Origin of the sequence: Methylobacterium oryzihabitans, assembly GCF_004004555.2 — a bacterium.
GTDB classification, from domain to species: domain Bacteria; phylum Pseudomonadota; class Alphaproteobacteria; order Rhizobiales; family Beijerinckiaceae; genus Methylobacterium; species Methylobacterium oryzihabitans.
This window is the reverse complement of the sequence record NZ_SACP01000010.1, coordinates 173,290-192,234: the sequence shown is the minus strand read 5'-3', so window position 1 is coordinate 192,234 and position 18,945 is coordinate 173,290. Positions and strand designations below refer to the sequence as shown.

Here is an 18,945-nt window from a genome sequence, read left to right as displayed (position 1 = left end):
TGTCTCCTCAGGCGTGGGGCGAGGGCCGGTCCCGCAGGCGGCGGGCGGCGTGGAGGATGCGCAGGGCCGCGCAGGCGGCGCCGTAGCCGTTGTCGATGTTGACCACCGCGACGCCCGGGGCGCAGCTCGCCAGCACCGCGTCGAGGGCGGTGCGCCCGCCCGCGGCGACGCCGTAGCCGACCGAGGTCGGCACCGCGACGATCGCCCCGGCGACGAGGCCGCCGACGACGCTCGGCAGCGCCGCGTCCATACCGGCGGCGACGATGATCACCGGATGGGCCCGGATCTCGTCGAGGCGCCGGGTCAGGCGCCACAGCCCGGCGACGCCGACATCGGCGATCAGCGTGCTGGCGAGCCCGGCATAGGCGAGCGTCCGCTCGGCCTCCCGCGCGACCGGCACGTCGGAGGTGCCCGCCGCCACGATCGCGACCTCGGCCGGCCCGGCGAACGGACGGGGCTCGCCGAGGCAGGCGGTGCGCGAGACCGGGCAGTAGTCGAGCCGGTCGTGGTGGGCGAGCGCCGCGTGCTTCTCGGGGTCGAGGCGCGTCAGCAGCAGCCGCGCCCCGCGCTCGCCCACCGCCGCCAGGATCGCGTCGATCTGCGCCGCCGACTTGCCGGCGCAGAACACCGCCTCCTCGAGGCCGATCCGCTCGGGCCGGGCGAAGTCGAGGGTGAATTCCTCCGACACGCTCATCGGTCGGCTCCGGTCAGGAAGGCGCTGCCGACCCGGTAGGGCTCGAAGGCGACCGCCTGCCCGGCGAGCCGCGCCGGCGCCCGGGCAGCGATCGCGGCCGACAGGGCGGAGCGGGAGGGCGCCAGGGCCGCGAGGCTGTCGGGGTCGAGCTCGACCACGATGCCGGCGGCCCGCACCCGGCAGCGCACGGCGCGGCGGGGGCCCGGCGCCCCGTCGAGGGCGCCGCCGACCAGCCGCTCGACGGCGTGGATGAAGGCGAGCGTCTCGGGCTCGATCCGCAGGCCGGTCTCGACCCGGCTCGACAGGCAGGGCGCGGCCGGCAGCTCGGCGACGGCGCCGAGGCCGAGATCGCGGGCGAGCGCCCGCACCGCGGCCTTGCCGATCCCGGCCTCGACATAGGGGTGGCGCACGCCGTGCTCCCGGGCGGCGTCGAGGCCTGGGCGGTACTCGCCGAGGTCGTCGAGATTGGCGCCGGACACGATCCCGCGATCGGTCACCGCCCGGATCGCGCCGTAGAGGTTGGTCTTGCAGAAGAAGCAGCGGTTGACCGGGTTCGCCCGGTAGGCCGGGTCGGCGAACTCGCCGGCCTCGATCACCCGCAGCGTCCAGCCCTCGCGCGCGCCCTCCGCCCGCACCCGCGCCGTCGCTTCGTCCGGCACCGCGGGAGAGACCGCATGGACCATCAGCGGCGGCCCGGATGATACCCGGTGGGCGAGGGCCGCGAGGGTCAGGCTGTCGACCCCGCCGCTCACCGCCACCGCGACCGGGCCGAGGCCGGCGAGGACCGCCTCCAGGCGGGCGCGTGGCTCGGTCATGGCTCCTCTCCCTCGGCCGTTGCCGCGTCCAGGGCGAGCCGCTCGGCCTCGCGCCGCAGCCGGGCCCGGGCGGCGTGGCCCTCGTGGGCGAGCGCATCGTCGGCCTCGGCCTTGGCGGTGCGCCCGCCCGGCCGCCCGACGAGCTTCACCCGCACCGGATGCCCGTCGACCGACACGGTGGAAAAACTCCGCGGCAGGGCGGCGCCCGACACGACGTGGTGGCGCAGGCCGATCGTCGTGGTCTCGCGGAAGCACGCCGCCACCGCCGCCTCGATCGCGTCGGCCCGGGCGAGCGCCCGGACACCGGTCATCATCCGGCCCTTCTTGCCGAAGACCGGCATCTGCACGATGTCGAACACGTCCGGATGCGCCCGCAGCCGGTCGAGCCCCATGGCGAGGTCCTCCGCCGACTGGTCGTCGACCTCGAACTCGATCACCCCGAGCTGCCGGTGGCCGCCGTCCGGCCCGCCGGTCTCCACCGCCAGCACCCGCAGGCAGTTGCTCAGGCCCGGCAGGGTGCGGGTGCCGAAGCCGATGCCGGTGCGCGACAGCCGCCCCGACGCCCGCCGGCGCTCCGGATCGTCGCCGCAGAGATGGCGCAGGATCGCCGCGCCGGTCGGCGTCACCCGCTCGCCGGGAATCCCGTCGTCGAGGGTCGCGAAGCCGTCGAGCAGCAGCGTCGTGGCCGGCGCGGGCACCGGCAGCATCCCGTGCCGGGTCCGCACCCGGCCGGAGCCGAGCGGCAGCGCCGACACGCTCCAGCTCCGTGCCTTGATCACCGCGATCAGGTGGGCGGCGGCGACGATGTCGGCGATCGAATCCCACGCTCCGACCTCGTGGAAGGCCACGTCCTCGACTGCGATGCCGTGCACCCGCGCCTCGGCCTGCGCGAGATGCCCGAAGATCGCGAGCGCGTGGGCGCGGACCGCTGGGGCGAGATCGGCCCGGCCGAGCTCGTCGCGGATCGCCGACCAGTGCCGGTGCGCGTGCTTGCCGTGCGGGTGGCCGTGGTCATGGTGGTGGGAGTGGTCGTGGTGGTCGTGCGCCGAAGCCGCGTCCGGCGGCGTCACCGTGAAGCGCCGGCCCTGGAGCACGCCGTCGTTGTGCGCCACCGCCGCGCAGACGAGGCCGGCGGCGCGCACGCTCGCCCGCAGCCCCGGCTCGTGCTCGGGAAAGGCGTCGAGGAGGGCCGCGACCATCATGTCGCCGGCCACTCCGCCGATCGCGTCGAGGTGCAGGTGCATCGGCCGGCTCTCGCATCGCGCCGCCTGGGGCGCGGATCGGGGGCAGATCGGTCGCGGCGGCCCGGCGGCAAGCGCGCCGGACCGATGGCCGCAGCCGTCTCAGGACGATCTCAGAACCTCTCCCACAGCACCGCCACCACGACGACCACCGCCGCCAGCGCGATGAAGCCGAGGAACAGCGGCAGCGCCCGGCTCCGGGTGTGATGGGCGTCTGAGGGCTTGCCGCCCGCCCCCTGGACGCCCGCGCCGCGGACGCCGGCCGGCTCGGTCCGGTTGGCGTGGCTCTCGCTCGCGCGGGCCAGCGCGACCCGCTCCTGCGTGGGCGGGTGGCCGGCGGCCTCGTCGTCGGTGCCGAGCGGCGACAGGCCGGGGTCGAAGACCGGGACCTTGTCGCCGGTCCGGCCGCTGTCGATGTCGGCCTTGAGCTGCGCGCTGGTCGGCCGCCCGCCGTCCGGCGGGGTGTCGATCGGCTCGATCGTCCGGGTCGGGGGGACGTCGCTGCGGGTGTCGGTCATGGCGGGTCTCGCGGGCTCGGCCCCGGGCCAACCGGCGGCGGGCGCGAAGGTTCGCCCGCGCGAGCAAACTCCGACATCGGGCAGCGTCTTTTCGCGGTCGGTTGACGTATGTTAAGCGACAAGGCCAAGTCCGAGTGTGTTTTGATCGCTGTCCGTCGCCAAGCCTTGCGATATCGGTGGATGCCGTCACGCCATCGATCGGCGGTAATATCCTGTGAAGAGAATGAAATCGGCGTTCCTGGCGGCCCGATGACGTTCTCCGGGGCAACGACGGTGCAGATAGACTGATCGTGTGCGTGAACACCGGGCGGCATCGGACGTTTGTGTGGCACCCCGCCGGCTCTGGCCGGTCTGGCCGGAGACCTCGAACGATGAAAGCCCTCGTCTGGCACGGCACCGCGGACATCCGCTGCGACACGGTTCCCGACCCTCGGATCGAGGACGGGCGCGACGCGATCATCAAGGTGACCGCCTGCGCGATCTGCGGCTCCGATCTCCACCTCTACGACCACTTCATGCCGGGCATGAAGTCCGGCGACATCATGGGCCACGAGACCATGGGCGAGGTGGTCGAGGTCGGCCGGGACAACACGGCTCTGAAGGTCGGCGACCGCATCGTGGTGCCGTTCACCATCACCTGCGGCCAGTGCGACCAGTGCCGGCGCGGCAATTTCTCGGTCTGCGAGCGCAGCAACCGCAACCGCAAGCTCGCCGAGACCGCCTTCGGCCACACCACCGCCGGGCTGTTCGGCTACACCCACCTCACCGGCGGCTATCCGGGCGGGCAGGCCGAGTACCTGCGGGTGCCGTTCGCCGACGCCACCCACATCAAGGTGCCCCACGGCGTCTCCGACGAGACGCTGCTGTTCCTGTCCGACATCCTGCCGACCGGCTGGCAGGGGGCGGTGCAGTGCGACATCCAGCCGGAGGACACGGTGGCGATCTGGGGCTGCGGCCCGGTCGGCCAGATGGCGATCCGCTCGGCGATCCTGCTCGGCGCCAAGCGCGTCATCGCCATCGACCGGGTGCCCGAGCGCCTCGCCATGGCGCGGGCCGGCGGGGCCGAGACGATCGACTTCTCGCAGGACAACGTCGTCAGCCGCCTCAACGACATGACCGGCGGCAAGGGCCCGGAGAAGTGCATCGACTCGGTCGGGCTGGAGGCCCACGCCACCGGCTCGCTCGATTCGATGTACGACCGGGTCAAGCAGGCGATGATGCTGGAGACCGACCGCGCCCACGTCCTGCGCGAGATGATCTACGTCTGCCGGCCGGCGGGCGTGCTGTCGGTGCCGGGCGTCTATGGCGGGCTGCTCGACAAGATCCCGTTCGGGGCGATGATGAACAAGGGCCTGACCCTGCGCACCGGCCAGACCCACGTCAACCGCTGGACCGGCGACCTGCTGCGGCGGATCGAGGAGGGGCAGATCGACCCGTCCTTCGTCATCACCCACACGGTCGGGCTGGAGGACGGCCCGGCGATGTACCGGACGTTCCGCGACAAGCAGGACGGCTGCATCAAGGTGGTCATCAAGCCATGAGGCCGACCATGAGCCAGACCCATGCCCGCACGCCGGTGCGCGGCCCGACCCCGCGCCCGGCCCATTCCGGCCATGCCCGCCTCGCCCGCGGCCTCGGCTGGTTCTCGATCGGCCTCGGTCTCGCCGAGCTGATCGCCCCGCGCGCCCTGTGCCGGGCGATCGGCCTGCCGGGCCGCGAGACCCTGGTCCAGGCCTACGGTGCCCGCGAGGTCGCGACCGGGATCGCGATCCTGGCGAGCCACGACCCGACGCCATGGATCTGGGGCCGGGTCGGGGGCGACGCCCTCGACCTCGCCACCCTGGCCACCGGCTACGAGCACGACAACCCCCGCATCGGCGGCCTCGCGCTCGCCACCGCGGCGGTGGTCGGCGTGACGCTCGCCGACGTCGCCTGCGTGCAGGGGCTCACCGCCGACAAGCGGCTGCCGCCGCCGGGCCGCTTCGATTACGCCGACCGCAGCGGTTTCCCGCGCCCGGTCGACGCGATGCGCGGCCAGGCCGCCGACTTCGCGGTGCCGGCGGATTTCCGCATCCCGGAGCCGCTGCGGCCGTGGACCTCCGGCGCACCGGCCTCCGGCCGGTCCGGCGTCCCGGCTTGACGCTCGTCGATCCGCCGTGCTGATCGGAGCCATGACGATGAGTCGGGCACGGGAGACGACCGGAATGGACACCGGCGGCGAGATCACCCTCGCGCAGATCCGCGAGCGCGCCTACGACATCTGGGAGCGCAACCATCGGCCCGAGGGGTTCGAGATCGAGTTCTGGCTGCTGGCGGAGCGGGAGTTGCGGGCGGAACGCGACGCCCGCTGCGCCGGCCTGCCGGCGGAACCGGACACCGTCGACGCTTCGTGACGAATCGCCGCCGGTCGCGGCGGTTCGACCCTGGGTCAAGTGATCGAGCCGCCTTCATGCGGCTCGATCCTGTTCTGGATATCTCTGCGTCAGATGATCTTCATGTTTGCTGCTACAGAAAGCCGCGAATAGCCTGCGAACCGGCCGCATCGTCGCTGCGTTGAGGCATGAAGCCCCTGCTTCAACGAGGAGATGCCATTCATGGCCGAGGATATTCGTGGGCTCTACGTGACGGCCCTGCAGAACACGCACGCGCTCGAACTCCAGGCGCTCCAGATCATGGAGCGGCAGGTCGAGCGGCTGGAACGCTATCCCGACATGGCGGCGGCCCTGCGCCGCCACATCACCGAGACCCACGGCCAGCGCGACCGGCTGGAAGAGGCCCTGGCGGCGATGAATTCGAGCCCGTCGACCCTCAAGGAGGGCGTGCTCGGCATGATGGGCAACCTCGCGGCGCTGGCCCACACTCCGGCCCAGGACGAGATCCTGAAGAACGCCTTCGCCAACCGCGCCTTCGAGAACTACGAGGCGGCGGCCTACGACGCCCTCATCACCCTGACCGAGGCCGCCGGACACAGCGCGGCGCTGACCGGATTCCAGCAGTCGCTGAAGGAGGAACTGACGATGGCCCAGACCGTCGCCGACCTCGTGCGGCCCACCACCCTTCGCTACATCGAGCTGACGACGGCGGGGGCCAAGGCCGACCGCTGAGGCTCAGCAGGAGCCGGGTCCGGTACGATCGTGTCGCCGGACCCGCCTCATGCGATCTTCGATGGATCGCTCGGCGATCCCTGCGGGATCGTGGCGATTGCTGTGCAATCGCTTCACGTTGCGAAAATCGGCTTCACTCCGGTGAGTGAGCCGAAGGCTCCACCGCGCGGGCTGGTGGCACGAAACCCGGACGTGATTTCCGGATGTCGTATCAGTTGCTCACCGGCTTTGCCGTCCCTTGCGGATGAAACGAGGGTGCGCCTCATTGAGCCCACGACCTTCGCGAAGACCACGGGTCTTCTCCTCTCCCCGCGGGCGGGGAGAGGGCTTCATCCCCCTTGTGGGGGATGAAGCGAGCGCAGGCCCAGCCGGAGCGAGGGTGAGGGGGTGGTTCCGGAGGAGGCTCCTCCGGCCACGCCCCCTCACCATCGGCTGCCGCCTCGCTTCGTTGACGGCAAGGTCAACGAAGCCCTCTCCCCGCAAGCGGGGCGAGGAGAACGCGCCCGAGTCGCGGTGGCCTTCTGTCGTAGCCGGTTCTGAGCCTCGAAAATTCTCTCTCAGGCACAGATAGTTAGAACCAGTTTCTATTTAGGCGGATCCCGCACCGTGGTCCCGACGACAACAGAACAGGCGGCGGGATCGCTCCCGCCGCCTGTTTTCGTGGATTGCCTCGGGCCCGCTCAGGCCGTCGGCTGGGGCTCGTAGCCGCCGTCGTTCTCCCGCGGCCGGCCGCGGCCGGCGGAGGGGACCGGAGATCCTCGGGACGGCGAGGACGGGAAGTCGCCGGCGTCGCGGACCGGAGGCTTGCCGTCGATGAGCCCCTTGATCTCGTCGCCCGACAGGGTCTCGTATTCCAGCAGGCCGCGCGCGAGGGCCTCCAGGTCGTCCTTGCGCTCGTCGAGGATGCGGCGGGCATCCTGAAGGCCGGTCTCGACGAGGCGACGGACCTCGGCGTCGATCTTCTGGGCCGTCGATTCCGAGACGTTCTGCTGCCGGTTGACCTGCATGCCGAGGAAGACCTCGTCGTTGTTGTCGCCGTAGGCGACGGTGCCGAGCTCGGGCGAGAAGCCCCAGCGCGTCACCATCATCCGGGCGAGGCGGGTCGCCTGCTCGATGTCCGACTGAGCCCCCGAGGTCACCTTGTCGTGGCCGAAGATCATCTCCTCGGCGACGCGGCCGCCCATCATGATCGCGAGGCGCGAGGTCATCTGCTCGAACGACATCGACAGCTTGTCACGCTCGGGCAGCTGCATGACCATGCCGAGCGCCCGGCCGCGGGGGATGATCGTCGCCTTGTGGACCGGATCGGTCGCCGGCACGTTGAGCGCCACGATGGCGTGGCCGCCCTCGTGGTAGGCGGTCAGGCGCTTCTCGTCCTCGGTCATGACGAGGGTGCGCCGCTCGGCGCCCATCATCACCTTGTCCTTGGCATCCTCGAACTCGTGCATGGTGACGATGCGCTTGCCGCGGCGGGCGGCGAGCAGGGCGGCCTCGTTGACGAGGTTCATCAGGTCGGCGCCCGAGAATCCGGGGGTGCCGCGGGCGATGACCTTCAGGTCGACGTCGGGGGCGAGCGGCACCTTGCGGACGTGGACACGCAGGATGCGCTCGCGGCCGATCACGTCCGGGTTCGGCACGATGATCTGGCGGTCGAAGCGGCCCGGGCGCAGCAGCGCCGGGTCGAGCACGTCGGGGCGGTTGGTCGCCGCGATGATGATGACGCCCTCGTTGGCCTCGAAGCCGTCCATCTCGACCAGGAGCTGGTTGAGGGTCTGCTCGCGCTCGTCGTTGCCGCCGCCGAGGCCGGCGCCGCGATGGCGGCCGACCGCGTCGATCTCGTCGATGAAGATGATGCAGGGCGCGTTCTTCTTCGCCTGGTCGAACATGTCGCGGACGCGGCTCGCGCCGACGCCGACGAACATCTCGACGAAGTCCGAGCCCGAGATGGTGAAGAACGGCACGTTGGCCTCGCCCGCGACCGCCCGGGCGATCAGGGTCTTGCCGGTGCCGGGCGGGCCGACGAGGAGCACGCCGCGCGGGATCCGGCCGCCGAGGCGCTGGAACTTCTGCGGGTCGCGCAGGAACTCGACGATCTCCTGCAGGTCCTCCTTGGCCTCGTCGACGCCCGCCACGTCCTCGAAGGTGACGCGGCCGTGGGCCTCGGTCAGCAGCTTGGCCTTCGACTTGCCGAAGCCCATGGCACGGCCGGCGCCCGACTGCATCTGCCGGCTGAGGAAGATCCAGGCGCCGATGAACACGAGGATCGGCAGCCAGTTGACGAGGAGCGCGATGAACCACGGGGTGTTGTCCGACGGCGGACGGGCCGTGATGGTCACGCCCTTGCCCTGCAGCTTCGACACCAGCGAGGGGTCGTTGGGGGCGTAGGTCGTGAAGGTGCCGCCGCCCGTGTAGCTGCCGCTCACCTCCTGTCCGGAGATCACGACGCTCTGGATGCGGCCCGCATCGGCGTCGTTGAGCAGCTGGCTGTAGGCGATCTCTCCGCCGCTGGACCGGTGGCCGGGGTTCTGGAACAGGGTGACCAGGGCCAGGACCAGCAGGAAAATGACGACCCACAGGGCGAAGTTTCGGAAGTTGGGGTTCATCGAAGCGTCAATCCCTGAGGAGCGCGGCGCCATGCAGGCGTGCAGGGATGGGAGCCGGCACTCGAAGCCCAATGTAGGCGTGCGCCGGAAGGTTGCCAAGAAGGCCGCCGGAGCGATCAGCCCGCAGCGTCAACCGACCCGGAATCCCGCCCGCCCGGACCGCGCCGCGGCGGCGCCCCCGTCACCGTGAGCCGGCCCGCCGCCGCGGACACCATCGCGCCGCCGAGGGTGCGCCGCGTGGCCCCTCCCCCGGCGAGCGCCGGCCGCAGGGCGGCGAGCAGCGCTTCCAGCCGCTCCAGGCGCACCCGGCGCGCGTCGCCGGCGCGCGCGACGGCGCGGGCGAGAAGCCGCAGCGCCACCGCCTCCGGCAGGGCGAGGAAGCCGACGCCGTCGAGGACGAACCGGTCCGCCCCCGTGGCCTCGCGCCGCAGGCGGTCCCAGGCCCCGGCCGCGGCGGCGTCGAGGGCGGCCTCGTCCCGGCGCAGGCGGCCGGCGAGGCGGGCGAGCCGCGGGGCGGTCAGCCCTTCCGCGGCGAGCGCCGGCATCAGGCCGCGCAGGCGGGCGCGGGCGAAGCGCGGGTCGCGGTTCGACGGATCGGCGGCGGCGGGCCAGCCCCACGCCGCGCAGGTGGCGACGAGGCGGGCCTTGGCGAGGTCGAGGAACGGCCGGGCCAGGGTCGCAGAACCGAGCGCCCGGGCCGGCGCCATCCCGGCGAGGCCGGCGGGGCCCGAGCCGCGGCACAGGCGCAGCAGCACCGTCTCGGCCTGATCGTCCAGGGTGTGGGCGGTCAGCACGCTCGCGGCGCCGACCTCCGCCGCGAGCCCCGCGAGCAGGGCGTAGCGGGCCTGCCGGGCGGCGTCCTGGATGCCGGAGACCGGCTTCGGGCCGTCCCAGACGAGGAGCCGGTGCGGCAGGCCGAGGGCGGCGGCGGCGGCGGCGACCGCCTCGGCCTCGGCGGCCGAGCCGTCGCGCAGGCGGTGGTCGACGGTCGCGACGAGGACCGGCACACACGGCGGCAGCAGGGCGGCGCAGCCCATCAGCGCGGTCGAATCCGGCCCGCCCGACACGGCGAGCACCGCCCCGCCGGGCGCCCCGGCGCCGAGCCAGGGCGCGAGCCGGGCCGCGATCTCGTCGGGCATCAGCGGCCCGGCCGCGATCTCGTCGGGCACGAGCGGGCCGGCTGCGTCCACGGCCGGGTCAGGCGGCGCAGCGGGCCCGGCGCTGCTCGCGGTCGACGCCCTGCTTCACGCTGGCGGAGGCCTGCGGGAACTTGCGCTCCAGCTCGGCCAGGGTGGCGCAGGCCTGCTCGCGGGCGCCGAGCGCGTTGAGCGAGGTGCCGAGCTTCAGCATCGCGTCCGGCGCCTTGCGCGAGCGGGCGAAGTCGGTCGAGACCTTCAGGAACTGCTCGGCCGCCTCCCGGGTGCGGTTGCGCTGGAGGTAGCTCTCGCCGAGCCAGTAGGTCGCGTCCGGCACCAGGGCGTCGCGGGGATGCGACTGGATGAACTGGCGCAGGCTCATCTCGGCCTGCTCGTACTGGCGCTGGAGCACGTAGGCGTAGGCGGATTCGTAATCGGCTTTGGCGTCGCCGGTGCCGGTCGCCGCGATGCTCTGCGACGGCCGCGGCGCCGCGACCGGGGGCGGCACCCGGGCCGGCGCGGGCCGCGGCGCGGCCGGGGCGCCGAGGGTCTGCGGCGCGCCGGGCGCACCGGGATTGAGGGTCGGATCGAAGGCGTCGCCGCGCTTTTGCGGCTTGGGCGGGGTCGCCGCGGCCGGCGCCGCTCCCCCGGCGGGCCGGGCCCCGCCCTTGCTCTCCTGGAACCGGTACTCGACGTCCTCCTGGAACTTGCGCAGCTGCTCCTTGAGCTGGCGGTTCTCGTACTGGAGGGTCTCGATCTGCCCCGACATCTGCCGGGCCTGGTTCTCGATCCGGTTCATCCGCACCACGAGGTCGGCGGCGTCCTGGGCCCGCGCGGCCGGCGCGGCGGCCAGGACGAGGCCGGACAGGAGGGCCGTGCGGAGGAGCGGGCGGCGGAGCATGGCGGATCGGCTTCCGGGCGGACGGGGCGGCTGCGATAGCAGATGCCGCCCGGCGCGGCAAAACTGCGACGGGGCCGGGGCGACACCCCGGCCCCTGGAACTCACGAGCCGGCGCCGCCGTCGATCACCGTCACGGCGCGGCGGTTCTGCGACCAGCACGAGATGTCGTTGCAGACCGCGACCGGCCGTTCCTTGCCGTAGGACACGGTGCGCATCCGCCCCGAGGCGATGCCGCGCGAGGCGAGGTAGTCCCGCACCGCCTGGGCGCGGCGGGCGCCGAGGGAGAAGTTGTACTCGCGGGTGCCGCGCTCGTCGGCATGGCCCTCGATCAGGAAGCTCGTGCGCGGGTAGCGGGTGAGCCACTGCGCCTGCCGGTCGAGGGTTCCGGTGGCGGTCGCGGTCAGGTCGGTCGAGTCGCTCTCGAAGAACACCCGGTCGCCGACATTGACGACGAAGTCCTGGGCGCTGCCCGGAACGGCGGCTCCGCCCGCGCCCATCCGGCCGCCGGCACCCGCGCCGTAGGCGGAGGCATCGGCGAGATCCTTGTCGGAGGCGCAGGCGGCGATCGACAGGGCGAGGCCGAGCGCGGCGGCGGCCTTGAGCGCCCGCGGCAAAGCGAACGGCAACATGGGAACACTCCTCCGGCGAAGGCCGTGGCGCCTCGACGGCGCGGCCCCGCCAACCGGGATTGCTGTAGGTCCCGGGCGGTTAAGCGAAGGTTCCGTCAACCTTGACGGGACCTTGCCGGGCCGGGGCGAAACCGGTTCGTCACCCGAAACCGCGGCGTAGGGTTAATCATCGGTGAATTGCGGCGCGGGCGCGGCGTCACGGCCACGCTTGGCCGCCCTCCCCCGGCGCCGGCGAGGGGTGTTGCCGCCGGATCACGGCCGCGCCGGTGCCGCGGTCGCCTCCAGGGCCGGCTGGGCCGGGACGGCGCCGAACAGCAGCGGGCGCAGGGCGGCGACGTCGCGCCGGGCGAGGGCGGCGTCGTAGCGGCGGCGCAGGTCGGCGCAGCCGCGGTGGCGCGCCTGGACCAGCAGGCCGCCGGAGCGGGCCGGTCCCGGCGGCGGCACGAAGCGGCGTCCCGCGAGGGCCCGGTCGAGCAGGGCCCGCAGGCGGGCCGGCGCGCCGGGATCGGACGGGGCCAGGGTGTCGGCGGCCAGGACCGCATCGCCGTCCCGGCCGAGCGCCATGCAATCCTCCTCGTCGCGGGCCGCCGCCATCGCGGCCCCGATCAGCCGGCCGAACTCCAGCGCGAGGTCGTCGCCGCCGCGAGCGAGGGCCGCGCCGATCTGCCGGGCGGCGCCGGCCCGGATGATCTCCTCGCCGTCGGGCTCGCTCAGGCCCTGCCGGTAGGCATCGAGGTAGGGGGCGGCGACGGCGTCGAGGGCATCGGGGGCCTGCTCCCTGAAGGCTCCCATCAGCGCCACGGCGCGCAGCACCGCCGCCCGGGCGCCGGCGAGGGTCGGATCGTCGTCGAGGGTCGAATCCGGCATCCGGTCGGGCGCGACGGTGGCGGTGATCGCCCCGACCTGCTTCAGGCGCTCGGCGTCCGGGAACCACACGTCGCGGGAGGGGGTCGACAGGACCCGATCGACGAAGTCCGGCGTCAGGCCCGCCGAGAGATAGGCCCGGCGCTCGCCGGAGGAATCGACCGCGAGCTTCTCGCCGAACAGGCCGGGCTCGTAGGGCGCGTGGAAGCCGAGATGGCTGTCGCGCAGGATCAGCCGCTCGCGTCCGCGCATGAAGGCCAGCGTGCAGGCCGACACGCAGTAATCCGGCACGTAGGTCGTCAGCCCGCGGGCGGCGACGAGGTCGCCGACCGCCATCCCCTCCTCCACGAGGCCGCCGTCGCTGGTGAGATGGAGGCGCACCACCTCGGGATGGGCGGCGAGGATCGCGGCGAGGCGGGCCGCCGTCCCCTCGGCGAAGTCGCCCGACAGGCGCACGTCGCGCCCGTGCGGGCCGAGAACGACCGAGGCCGCCTCCATCGCCTCGTCGGCCGCCAGCACCTGGGCGAGGTTGCGCGACAGGTCGGCGTAGCAGGTCGGCAGCAGGACCAGTCCGAGGGCGAGGCCGGCGAGCGGCAGCAGGACCGCGGCGCCTCTCGCCGCGGCGCCCCTCGGACGCGGCACCAGGAAGGCGAGGCAGAGCCCGATGCCGGCGACCAGCGCGACCGCCGCCCCGGCCGCCAGGCCGGCGGCGACCGGCCCCTCGGCCCAGTCGGCGTCGAGGCCGGAATGCGCCGCCGCCGCCCCGGCGAGGCACAATCCGGCCAGGAGCCGGTATTCCGCGGGCCGTCCGATCCCGGCTGCCGTCATGTTGCCGATCCCGATTCGCAGACGAGCGAGGGACCGATCATCCCCGCACCGGCCACGCCGGAGAAGCGGGAAACTTTGCCGGCGTCCGCGGCAAATTCTCGCCCCGCGATTCGGGAGTACAATGCTCGCGGAAACGACCCCGGCGGAGACGAAAACCTACCCGAACGGCCGGGCCGAAGGATTATCTTTGCGAGGATTGTGCCAGGAGGCCACCCGGGCGGAGGGGCGGATCAGCTTTTCAGCGGATCGTGGCCCCAATTCATCAGCGAGTAGCGCCAGCGCGAATGCTCGCGATCCTTCGCGGGACCGCCCTGGGCGAGGTGGCGGCCGACATAGCCGGCGACCTTGCGCATGTGGGTGTAGTCGTCGTCGGTGAGATCGGCCTTCTTCTTGTGCTTGATCGCGACGATCCGGCGGCCCTCGCGGTGGCCGACCGATTCGTCCCCACCCTCGGGCGTCGCGCCGACGGAGCGGCTCTCCTCGGTGTCGAGCCATTGTTCCAGTTCGGAGGGCGTCATGTTCACGGCGTCGCGGAACTCGGCCCAGATCGTGTCGTGGTCGGCGGCATCATTGCGGCTCATCGGGCTTTCTCCTCTTCTTCGGGCGTGACGGCGCCGCCTCAACGCGGCACCAGCCCGGCGGATCGGTGCCCAGGGCGTGACCGATGGCCTCGCGCGGGCGTCGCCCGGCGCGCCGGCTGGCGCCGGCCCGGCGGATGCGGGACAACGGGGCCCCTGCCGGAGCGAGCCGCCGCATGAGCGACACCGACGAGATCCTCTACTTCACCGACGCCGACGGCATCGCCCGGCTGACCCTGAACCGGCCGCAGGCCCGCAACGCGCTCACCTTCGCGATGTACGAGCGCCTCTCCGAGATCTGCCGGTCGATCGATGCCGACCGGTCGGTCCGCGCCCTCGTCGTCACCGGCACCGGCGACAAGGCGTTCGCCGCCGGTACCGACATCGCGCAGTTCCGCGCCTTCGCCACCGGCGAGGACGCCCTGCGCTACGAGCGCTTCATCGACCGGGTGCTCGGGTCGCTGGAGACCTGCCGCGTGCCGGTCATCGCGGCGATCGCCGGCGCCTGCACCGGCGGCGGCGCCGCCATCGCGGCGGCCTGCGACCTGCGGATCGCCACCCGCGACGCCCGCTTCGGCTTCCCGATCGCCCGCACCCTCGGCAATTGCCTGTCGCTCGCCACCCTGCGCCGGCTCTCGGCCCTCGTCGGCGCAGGCCGGGTCAAGGAGATGATCTTCACCGCCCGGCTGGTGGAGGCCGAGGAGGCGCGGGCGATCGGCCTCGTCGGCGAGGTGGTGGCCGACGCCGCCGCGCTGGCGGAGCGGGCGACGGCGCTCGCCCGCCTCGTCGCCGGCCACGCGCCGCTGACGCTCGCGGCGACCAAGGAGGGCCTGCGCCGCCTGCGCGACGGCGACGAGTCGGGCGCCGGCGCCGACGGCCTGCCCGGCGACGACCTCGTCCTGTCCTGCTATACCAGCCGCGACTTCCGCGAGGGCATGGAGGCGTTCCTGGCCAAGCGCCCGCCGGACTGGGAGGGCCGCTGAGGCGATGGCCGGCCGCGGAACGCCCCGCGCGGGAGCGGCTTGAACGAAGGAACCCGGCCCCGGCCGGGAGGGCAGCGGTCCGGAGGTTCCGTGTTTCGATTCGTGCCGCCGCGCGGCTCCCGCAAGGTCGGCCAGGGCCTGTCCCGGCTGCTCAAGACCACGACGAGGGTCAACGCCGACGCCGTGCGCCAGGGAGGCCAAGTTGCCAGCGAGGTCGCTCGCAAGGCCGCCCGCAAGGCCGTCGAGGCCGTGAAGGCGCGGACCGAGCCGGCGCCGCACGCGCCCCCCGGCCGCTTCGTCGAGGTCGACGGCGTGCGGGTCCACGTCATCGTGCACGGCCAGGGGCGGCCGGTGGTGCTGATCCACGGCAACGGCACGATGGCCGAGGACTGGGTCATCAGCGGCGTCGTCGAGCGGCTCGCCCGGAGCTACCGGGTGATCGCGATCGACCGGCCGGGCTTCGGCCACAGCGAGCGGCCGCGCCACCGGGTCTGGACCGCCGCCGCGCAGGCGCGCCTGCTGCACGGCGTGCTGGGCAAGCTCTCGGTCGAGCGCCCCGTGCTCGTCGGGCATTCCTGGGGCACGCTCGTCGCCCTCGCCCTCGCGGCGCAGGGGCAGGACGACCTGCGCGGCCTCGTGCTGCTGTCGGGCTACTACTACCCGACCCGGCGGGCGGATGTCGGGCTGATCGCGCCGCTCGCGGTCCCGGGTCTCGGCGACGCCGCCCGGGCGATGACGCCGGATTCCGTCGGCCGCCTCCTCGCCCCCGGAGTGTTCCGCCACGTCTTCTCGCCGCAGCCGGTGCCGGCCCGGTTCACCGCCCGGTTCCCGGTCGCCGTCGCGGTCCATCCGCGGCAGGCGAGGGCGAGTGCCGAGGACACCGCCACCATGACCACGGCCGCCGCCCTGCTGCAGCCGCACTATCCCCGACTGCGCCTGCCGGTGGCGATCCTGTCGGGCGACGCCGACGCGGTGGTCGATCCCCGCGAGCAGTCGTGCCGCCTGCACGGCGAGGTCGCGGGCAGCACGCTGACGCTGCTGCCGGGCAAGGGGCACATGATCCATTACGGGGCCGCGGCGCGGATCGCCCGGGTGGTCGACGGCCAGATGGCGCTCACCGGCCGGGCCCTGCGCTGGCAGTAGACCGGCCTGCCGGTACGATCTTCCTTCCGACGCTCAAGGTTTCGGGTGGCCGCGCCAAGTCGTGACGGACGCCGAACGGCCTGCGCGGAGACGTGTCCGGGCGGCGGAACGGCCCGCGCCATCGATCGTTGACCGGCATGCCCGCCGGCCGAGGCCGGGACGGTGGCGACAGACCTGCGAATCAGGAGAAACCGCGATGCGTGTCCTTGGCTGGGCCCCCGTCCTCGTCGCCGCGTTGCTGGCGGCGCAATCGGCCTCGGCCCAGGACGGCCGCCGGCTCCGCGACCCCGAGGCGACCGGCAGCCTCGCCCCGGTGCCCCGCGGCCCTGTGTTCGACCGGACCACCGGCCAGGTCTGCCAGCGCTGGTGCGAGTGGGACAACGTTCCCTGCGACCCGCCGAGCTTCAAGATCGCCGACGGCCGATGCCGCAGCAGTCGCGACGGCATCTGGTAGCTCTGCCCTTTCCCCGCCCCCGGAGATCCGCATGACCGACTTCCCGAAGCCGCCCTTCGCGCGCCAGAAGAAGATCCCGATGCCCGGCCGCGACGCCGAGATGGATCCGCGGCCCGATTACGGCGAGACGAGCTACCGCGGCTCGGGGCGGCTCGCCGGCCGCCGGGCGATCATCACCGGGGGCGATTCCGGCATCGGCAAGGCGGTGGCCCTGGCCTTCGCCCGCGAGGGTGCCGACGTGCTGGTGAGCTACTACGACGAGCACGAGGATGCCCGCGAGACCGCGCGGCTGGTCGAGGAGGCCGGTCGCAAGGCGGTGCTGGTGCCCGGCGACATCAAGGATCCCGCCCATTGCCGCGCCATCGTCGAGAAGGCGGTCGCGGCCTTCGGCGGAATCGACGTGCTGGTCAACAACGCCGCCCACCAGGCGACGATCCAGTCGATCGACGAGATGAGCGACGAGGAGTGGGACGTCACCTTCCGCACCAACATCCACGCGATGTTCTACCTCGCGAAGGCGGCTGTGGCGCACATGAAGCCCGGCTCTGCGATCGTCAACACGACCTCGATCAACGCCGACACGCCGAGCCCGCAGCTTCTCGCCTACGCGACGACGAAGGGCGCGATCCAGAACTTCACCGGCGCCCTGGCGCAATTGCTCGCCGAGAAGGAGATCCGGGTGAACTGCGTCGCGCCCGGCCCGGTCTGGACCCCGCTGATCCCCTCGACGATGCCGGAGGAGAAGGTGAAGAACTTTGGCATGCAGGTGCCGATGAAGCGCCCGGCCCAACCCTGCGAACTCGCCCCGGCCTACGTCATGCTGGCCGCGCCCGAGTCGAGCTACGTCTCGGGGGCGACGATCGCGGTGACCGGCGGCAAGCCGATGATCTGACGGGATTTTTCCGCCAGGGGGCTCGACGCCCAAGCCCTCTCCCCCCTCCGCCCACGGCTGTCCGGGCAGGAAGGGGCTCCTCTCCCGAGTGGGAGAGGGGATCCCGCGCTTGATCCTGAAAGGATTTCTCCCCGGACAGCCCTGCCTCTGCGGGGGAGATCCTGGGCAACTCTTTCCCCTGCTCGTTGCCCCTCACGCCGCCATGGCGGCGGTGAGGTGCAGGATGGTCCGCCCGCTCTCGTCGCGGACCCGCAGGGCGAGGCCGGCGACGCGGTGGCGGAGGTTGCCGGCGCAGGAATCGAGCGCCTGGGCGGCCTCGGCCCGCGCCGCTCCGGCATCCGTCAGCACGACGCCGATCTCGTCGCGCGCGAGCACGCCGTCCGCTTCGAGGTCGAAATAATAGCGGTGCATGGCCGTCCTCCCTTGATCTGGTCGGGCCATCGTGCCGGACCCCGGCGCGCGGGACTCTTACGCGTTGTGATTCACGCCCCGCACCGGTGAGACGGAGATGGAGCGCCACGGCCGCGCAGCAAGCCTCGTTCCAACCGCCCCGCTTGTTCGGCGCGCCTCTCGTGCTGGGTCGGCGCGCCTCTTGCGCTTGTTCCGCGCGCCTCTTGCGCTTGTTCGGCGCGCCTCTTGCGACGGAGCGCGGGTCTCGATCCGGTGGAAGGAATTCGGCGTGCGCTACACCCTGGGGTGTCATCTGGCCTACGAGGTGAAACAGGAGACCCTGTTCATCTTCAACCTCGAAGTCGCGAAACTGAAGCGTCACGTCGACCTGACCGAGAGCCTGAGCCTGTCGCCGGATCTGCCGGTGCGCCGCTACACCGTGCCCGACCTCGGCAACCGCTACGCGGCGGTGCTGGTGCCGGCCGGTGCCTTCAGCCTCGACTACGAGGCCGAGGTCACCCTCGACGTGCTGCGGGGCGATCCGGGCGGAATCGGCGAGATGGCGGTCGCCGACCTGCCGCTCGACATCCTGCCCTACCTGCTGCCGAGCCGGTTCGTCTCTTCCGACCGCCTCGCCCCCTACGCGCTCGCCGAGTTCGGCGAGGCGCCGAAGGGCTTCGAGCGGGTCAACCGGATCTGCAACTGGATCCACGACCACATCGCCTACCAGCGCGGCGCCAGCGACGAGGAGACCACCGCCGACGAGACGCTGCTCAAGCGGGCAGGCGTGTGCCGCGATTTCGCGCATCTCGGGATCGCGTTCTGCCGCGCGCTCGGCATCCCGGCCCGGTTCGTGAGCTGCTACGCCTACGGCCTCGTGCCGTGCGACTTCCACGCGGTGTTCGAGGCCTATCTCGACGGCCGCTGGTGGTTGTTCGACGCCACGCGGCAGGCCAATCTCGACGGGCTGGTGCGGATCGGCGTCGGCCGCGACGCGGCCGAGATCGCCTTCTCGACCCCGTTCGGCGAGATGACGCCGACCGGGATGGAGATCCGCATCGCCCGCGCCGACGGCGCGCCCGAAGCCGGGCCGCGCACCACCGACGCGATCTCGACCGAGGAACCGGCGCCGAACGCCGGTGCCGCCTGACATGCCCACCCGGGAGCGCCCC

General features: G+C 72.9%; 20 protein-coding genes. 9 read left to right on the top strand and 11 right to left on the bottom strand.

Going from position 1 to position 18,945, the window contains the following annotated elements; all coding sequences use genetic code 11:
- Positions 1-7: 7 nt before the first annotated feature.
- The 4 genes from larB to EOE48_RS12400 all read right to left on the bottom strand — a co-directional run bounded on the left by larB (position 8) and on the right by EOE48_RS12400 (position 3,268).
- The gene (larB, locus tag EOE48_RS12415) at positions 8-694 is read right to left on the bottom strand and encodes a nickel pincer cofactor biosynthesis protein LarB (protein WP_127729387.1); all 687 of its coding nucleotides are present in this window, start codon (positions 692-694) and stop codon (positions 8-10) included.
- Entirely contained in the window at positions 691-1,509 is an 819-nt protein-coding gene (gene larE, locus EOE48_RS12410; protein WP_127729385.1) for an ATP-dependent sacrificial sulfur transferase LarE, read from the bottom strand. The genes larB and larE overlap by 4 nt, the downstream gene beginning before the upstream one ends.
- Positions 1,506-2,753: a nickel pincer cofactor biosynthesis protein LarC gene (gene larC, locus EOE48_RS12405; RefSeq protein WP_127729383.1), complete on the bottom strand. Its 1,248-nt coding sequence runs from the start codon at positions 2,751-2,753 to the stop codon at positions 1,506-1,508. The genes larE and larC overlap by 4 nt, the downstream gene beginning before the upstream one ends.
- A 110-nt stretch (positions 2,754-2,863) precedes the next feature.
- Positions 2,864-3,268, bottom strand: coding sequence for a hypothetical protein (locus EOE48_RS12400; protein ID WP_127729381.1), 405 nt, complete (start codon positions 3,266-3,268; stop codon positions 2,864-2,866).
- Between the two features lie 371 nt (positions 3,269-3,639).
- Between EOE48_RS12400 and EOE48_RS12395 the strand changes: the two genes are divergently transcribed.
- The 4 genes from EOE48_RS12395 to EOE48_RS12380 all read left to right on the top strand — a co-directional run bounded on the left by EOE48_RS12395 (position 3,640) and on the right by EOE48_RS12380 (position 6,372).
- A complete protein-coding gene (locus tag EOE48_RS12395; protein ID WP_127729379.1) occupies positions 3,640-4,809 on the top strand; it encodes a zinc-dependent alcohol dehydrogenase in 1,170 nt (389 codons plus the stop codon).
- A gap of 8 nt (positions 4,810-4,817) precedes the next feature.
- The gene (locus EOE48_RS12390) at positions 4,818-5,408 is read left to right on the top strand and encodes a tail fiber assembly protein (RefSeq protein ID WP_246154235.1); all 591 of its coding nucleotides are present in this window, start codon (positions 4,818-4,820) and stop codon (positions 5,406-5,408) included.
- Between the two features lie 37 nt (positions 5,409-5,445).
- Positions 5,446-5,661 (top strand): DUF2934 domain-containing protein, encoded by a 216-nt coding sequence (locus tag EOE48_RS12385; protein WP_425463655.1) that lies wholly within the window; start codon positions 5,446-5,448, stop codon positions 5,659-5,661.
- Between the two features lie 201 nt (positions 5,662-5,862).
- The gene (locus EOE48_RS12380; protein WP_127729376.1) at positions 5,863-6,372 is read left to right on the top strand and encodes a ferritin-like domain-containing protein; all 510 of its coding nucleotides are present in this window, start codon (positions 5,863-5,865) and stop codon (positions 6,370-6,372) included.
- 680 nt (positions 6,373-7,052) lie between these two features.
- Here EOE48_RS12380 and ftsH read toward each other — a convergent pair.
- The 6 genes from ftsH to EOE48_RS12345 all read right to left on the bottom strand — a co-directional run bounded on the left by ftsH (position 7,053) and on the right by EOE48_RS12345 (position 13,914).
- Entirely contained in the window at positions 7,053-8,975 is a 1,923-nt protein-coding gene (gene ftsH / locus EOE48_RS12370) for an ATP-dependent zinc metalloprotease FtsH (RefSeq protein WP_127729372.1), read from the bottom strand.
- 116 nt (positions 8,976-9,091) lie between these two features.
- Positions 9,092-10,114, bottom strand: coding sequence for a tRNA lysidine(34) synthetase TilS (tilS, locus tag EOE48_RS12365; RefSeq protein WP_127729442.1), 1,023 nt, complete (start codon positions 10,112-10,114; stop codon positions 9,092-9,094).
- A gap of 58 nt (positions 10,115-10,172) precedes the next feature.
- Complete coding sequence (gene ybgF / locus EOE48_RS12360; protein WP_127729370.1) at positions 10,173-11,012, bottom strand: tol-pal system protein YbgF; 840 nt, start codon at positions 11,010-11,012, stop codon at positions 10,173-10,175.
- 101 nt (positions 11,013-11,113) lie between these two features.
- Complete coding sequence (gene pal, locus EOE48_RS12355) at positions 11,114-11,641, bottom strand: peptidoglycan-associated lipoprotein Pal (RefSeq protein ID WP_127729368.1); 528 nt, start codon at positions 11,639-11,641, stop codon at positions 11,114-11,116.
- A 252-nt stretch (positions 11,642-11,893) separates the two neighbouring features.
- Positions 11,894-13,333 (bottom strand): hypothetical protein, encoded by a 1,440-nt coding sequence (locus EOE48_RS12350; protein WP_127729366.1) that lies wholly within the window; start codon positions 13,331-13,333, stop codon positions 11,894-11,896.
- Between the two features lie 230 nt (positions 13,334-13,563).
- Positions 13,564-13,914, bottom strand: a complete 351-nt coding sequence (locus tag EOE48_RS12345; RefSeq protein ID WP_127729364.1) for a DUF3140 domain-containing protein — start codon at positions 13,912-13,914, stop codon at positions 13,564-13,566.
- Positions 13,915-14,087: 173 nt separating this feature from the next.
- Between EOE48_RS12345 and EOE48_RS12340 the strand changes: the two genes are divergently transcribed.
- The 4 genes from EOE48_RS12340 to EOE48_RS12325 all read left to right on the top strand — a co-directional run bounded on the left by EOE48_RS12340 (position 14,088) and on the right by EOE48_RS12325 (position 17,383).
- On the top strand, positions 14,088-14,894 hold the full coding sequence (locus EOE48_RS12340; protein WP_127729362.1) for an enoyl-CoA hydratase: 807 nt from the start codon (positions 14,088-14,090) through the stop codon (positions 14,892-14,894).
- A 90-nt stretch (positions 14,895-14,984) separates the two neighbouring features.
- Positions 14,985-16,037 (top strand): alpha/beta fold hydrolase, encoded by a 1,053-nt coding sequence (locus EOE48_RS12335; protein ID WP_127729360.1) that lies wholly within the window; start codon positions 14,985-14,987, stop codon positions 16,035-16,037.
- A gap of 196 nt (positions 16,038-16,233) precedes the next feature.
- Entirely contained in the window at positions 16,234-16,491 is a 258-nt protein-coding gene (locus EOE48_RS12330) for a hypothetical protein (RefSeq protein WP_127729358.1), read from the top strand.
- Between the two features lie 31 nt (positions 16,492-16,522).
- Positions 16,523-17,383: an SDR family oxidoreductase gene (locus EOE48_RS12325; RefSeq protein ID WP_127729356.1), complete on the top strand. Its 861-nt coding sequence runs from the start codon at positions 16,523-16,525 to the stop codon at positions 17,381-17,383.
- A gap of 192 nt (positions 17,384-17,575) precedes the next feature.
- Here EOE48_RS12325 and EOE48_RS12320 read toward each other — a convergent pair whose 3' ends face one another.
- Positions 17,576-17,794 (bottom strand): DUF6894 family protein, encoded by a 219-nt coding sequence (locus EOE48_RS12320; protein ID WP_187371397.1) that lies wholly within the window; start codon positions 17,792-17,794, stop codon positions 17,576-17,578.
- A gap of 268 nt (positions 17,795-18,062) precedes the next feature.
- Here EOE48_RS12320 and EOE48_RS12315 point away from each other — a divergent pair, with 268 nt between their 5' ends.
- On the top strand, positions 18,063-18,923 hold the full coding sequence (locus EOE48_RS12315) for a transglutaminase-like domain-containing protein (protein WP_127729352.1): 861 nt from the start codon (positions 18,063-18,065) through the stop codon (positions 18,921-18,923).
- Positions 18,924-18,945: the final 22 nt, after the last annotated feature.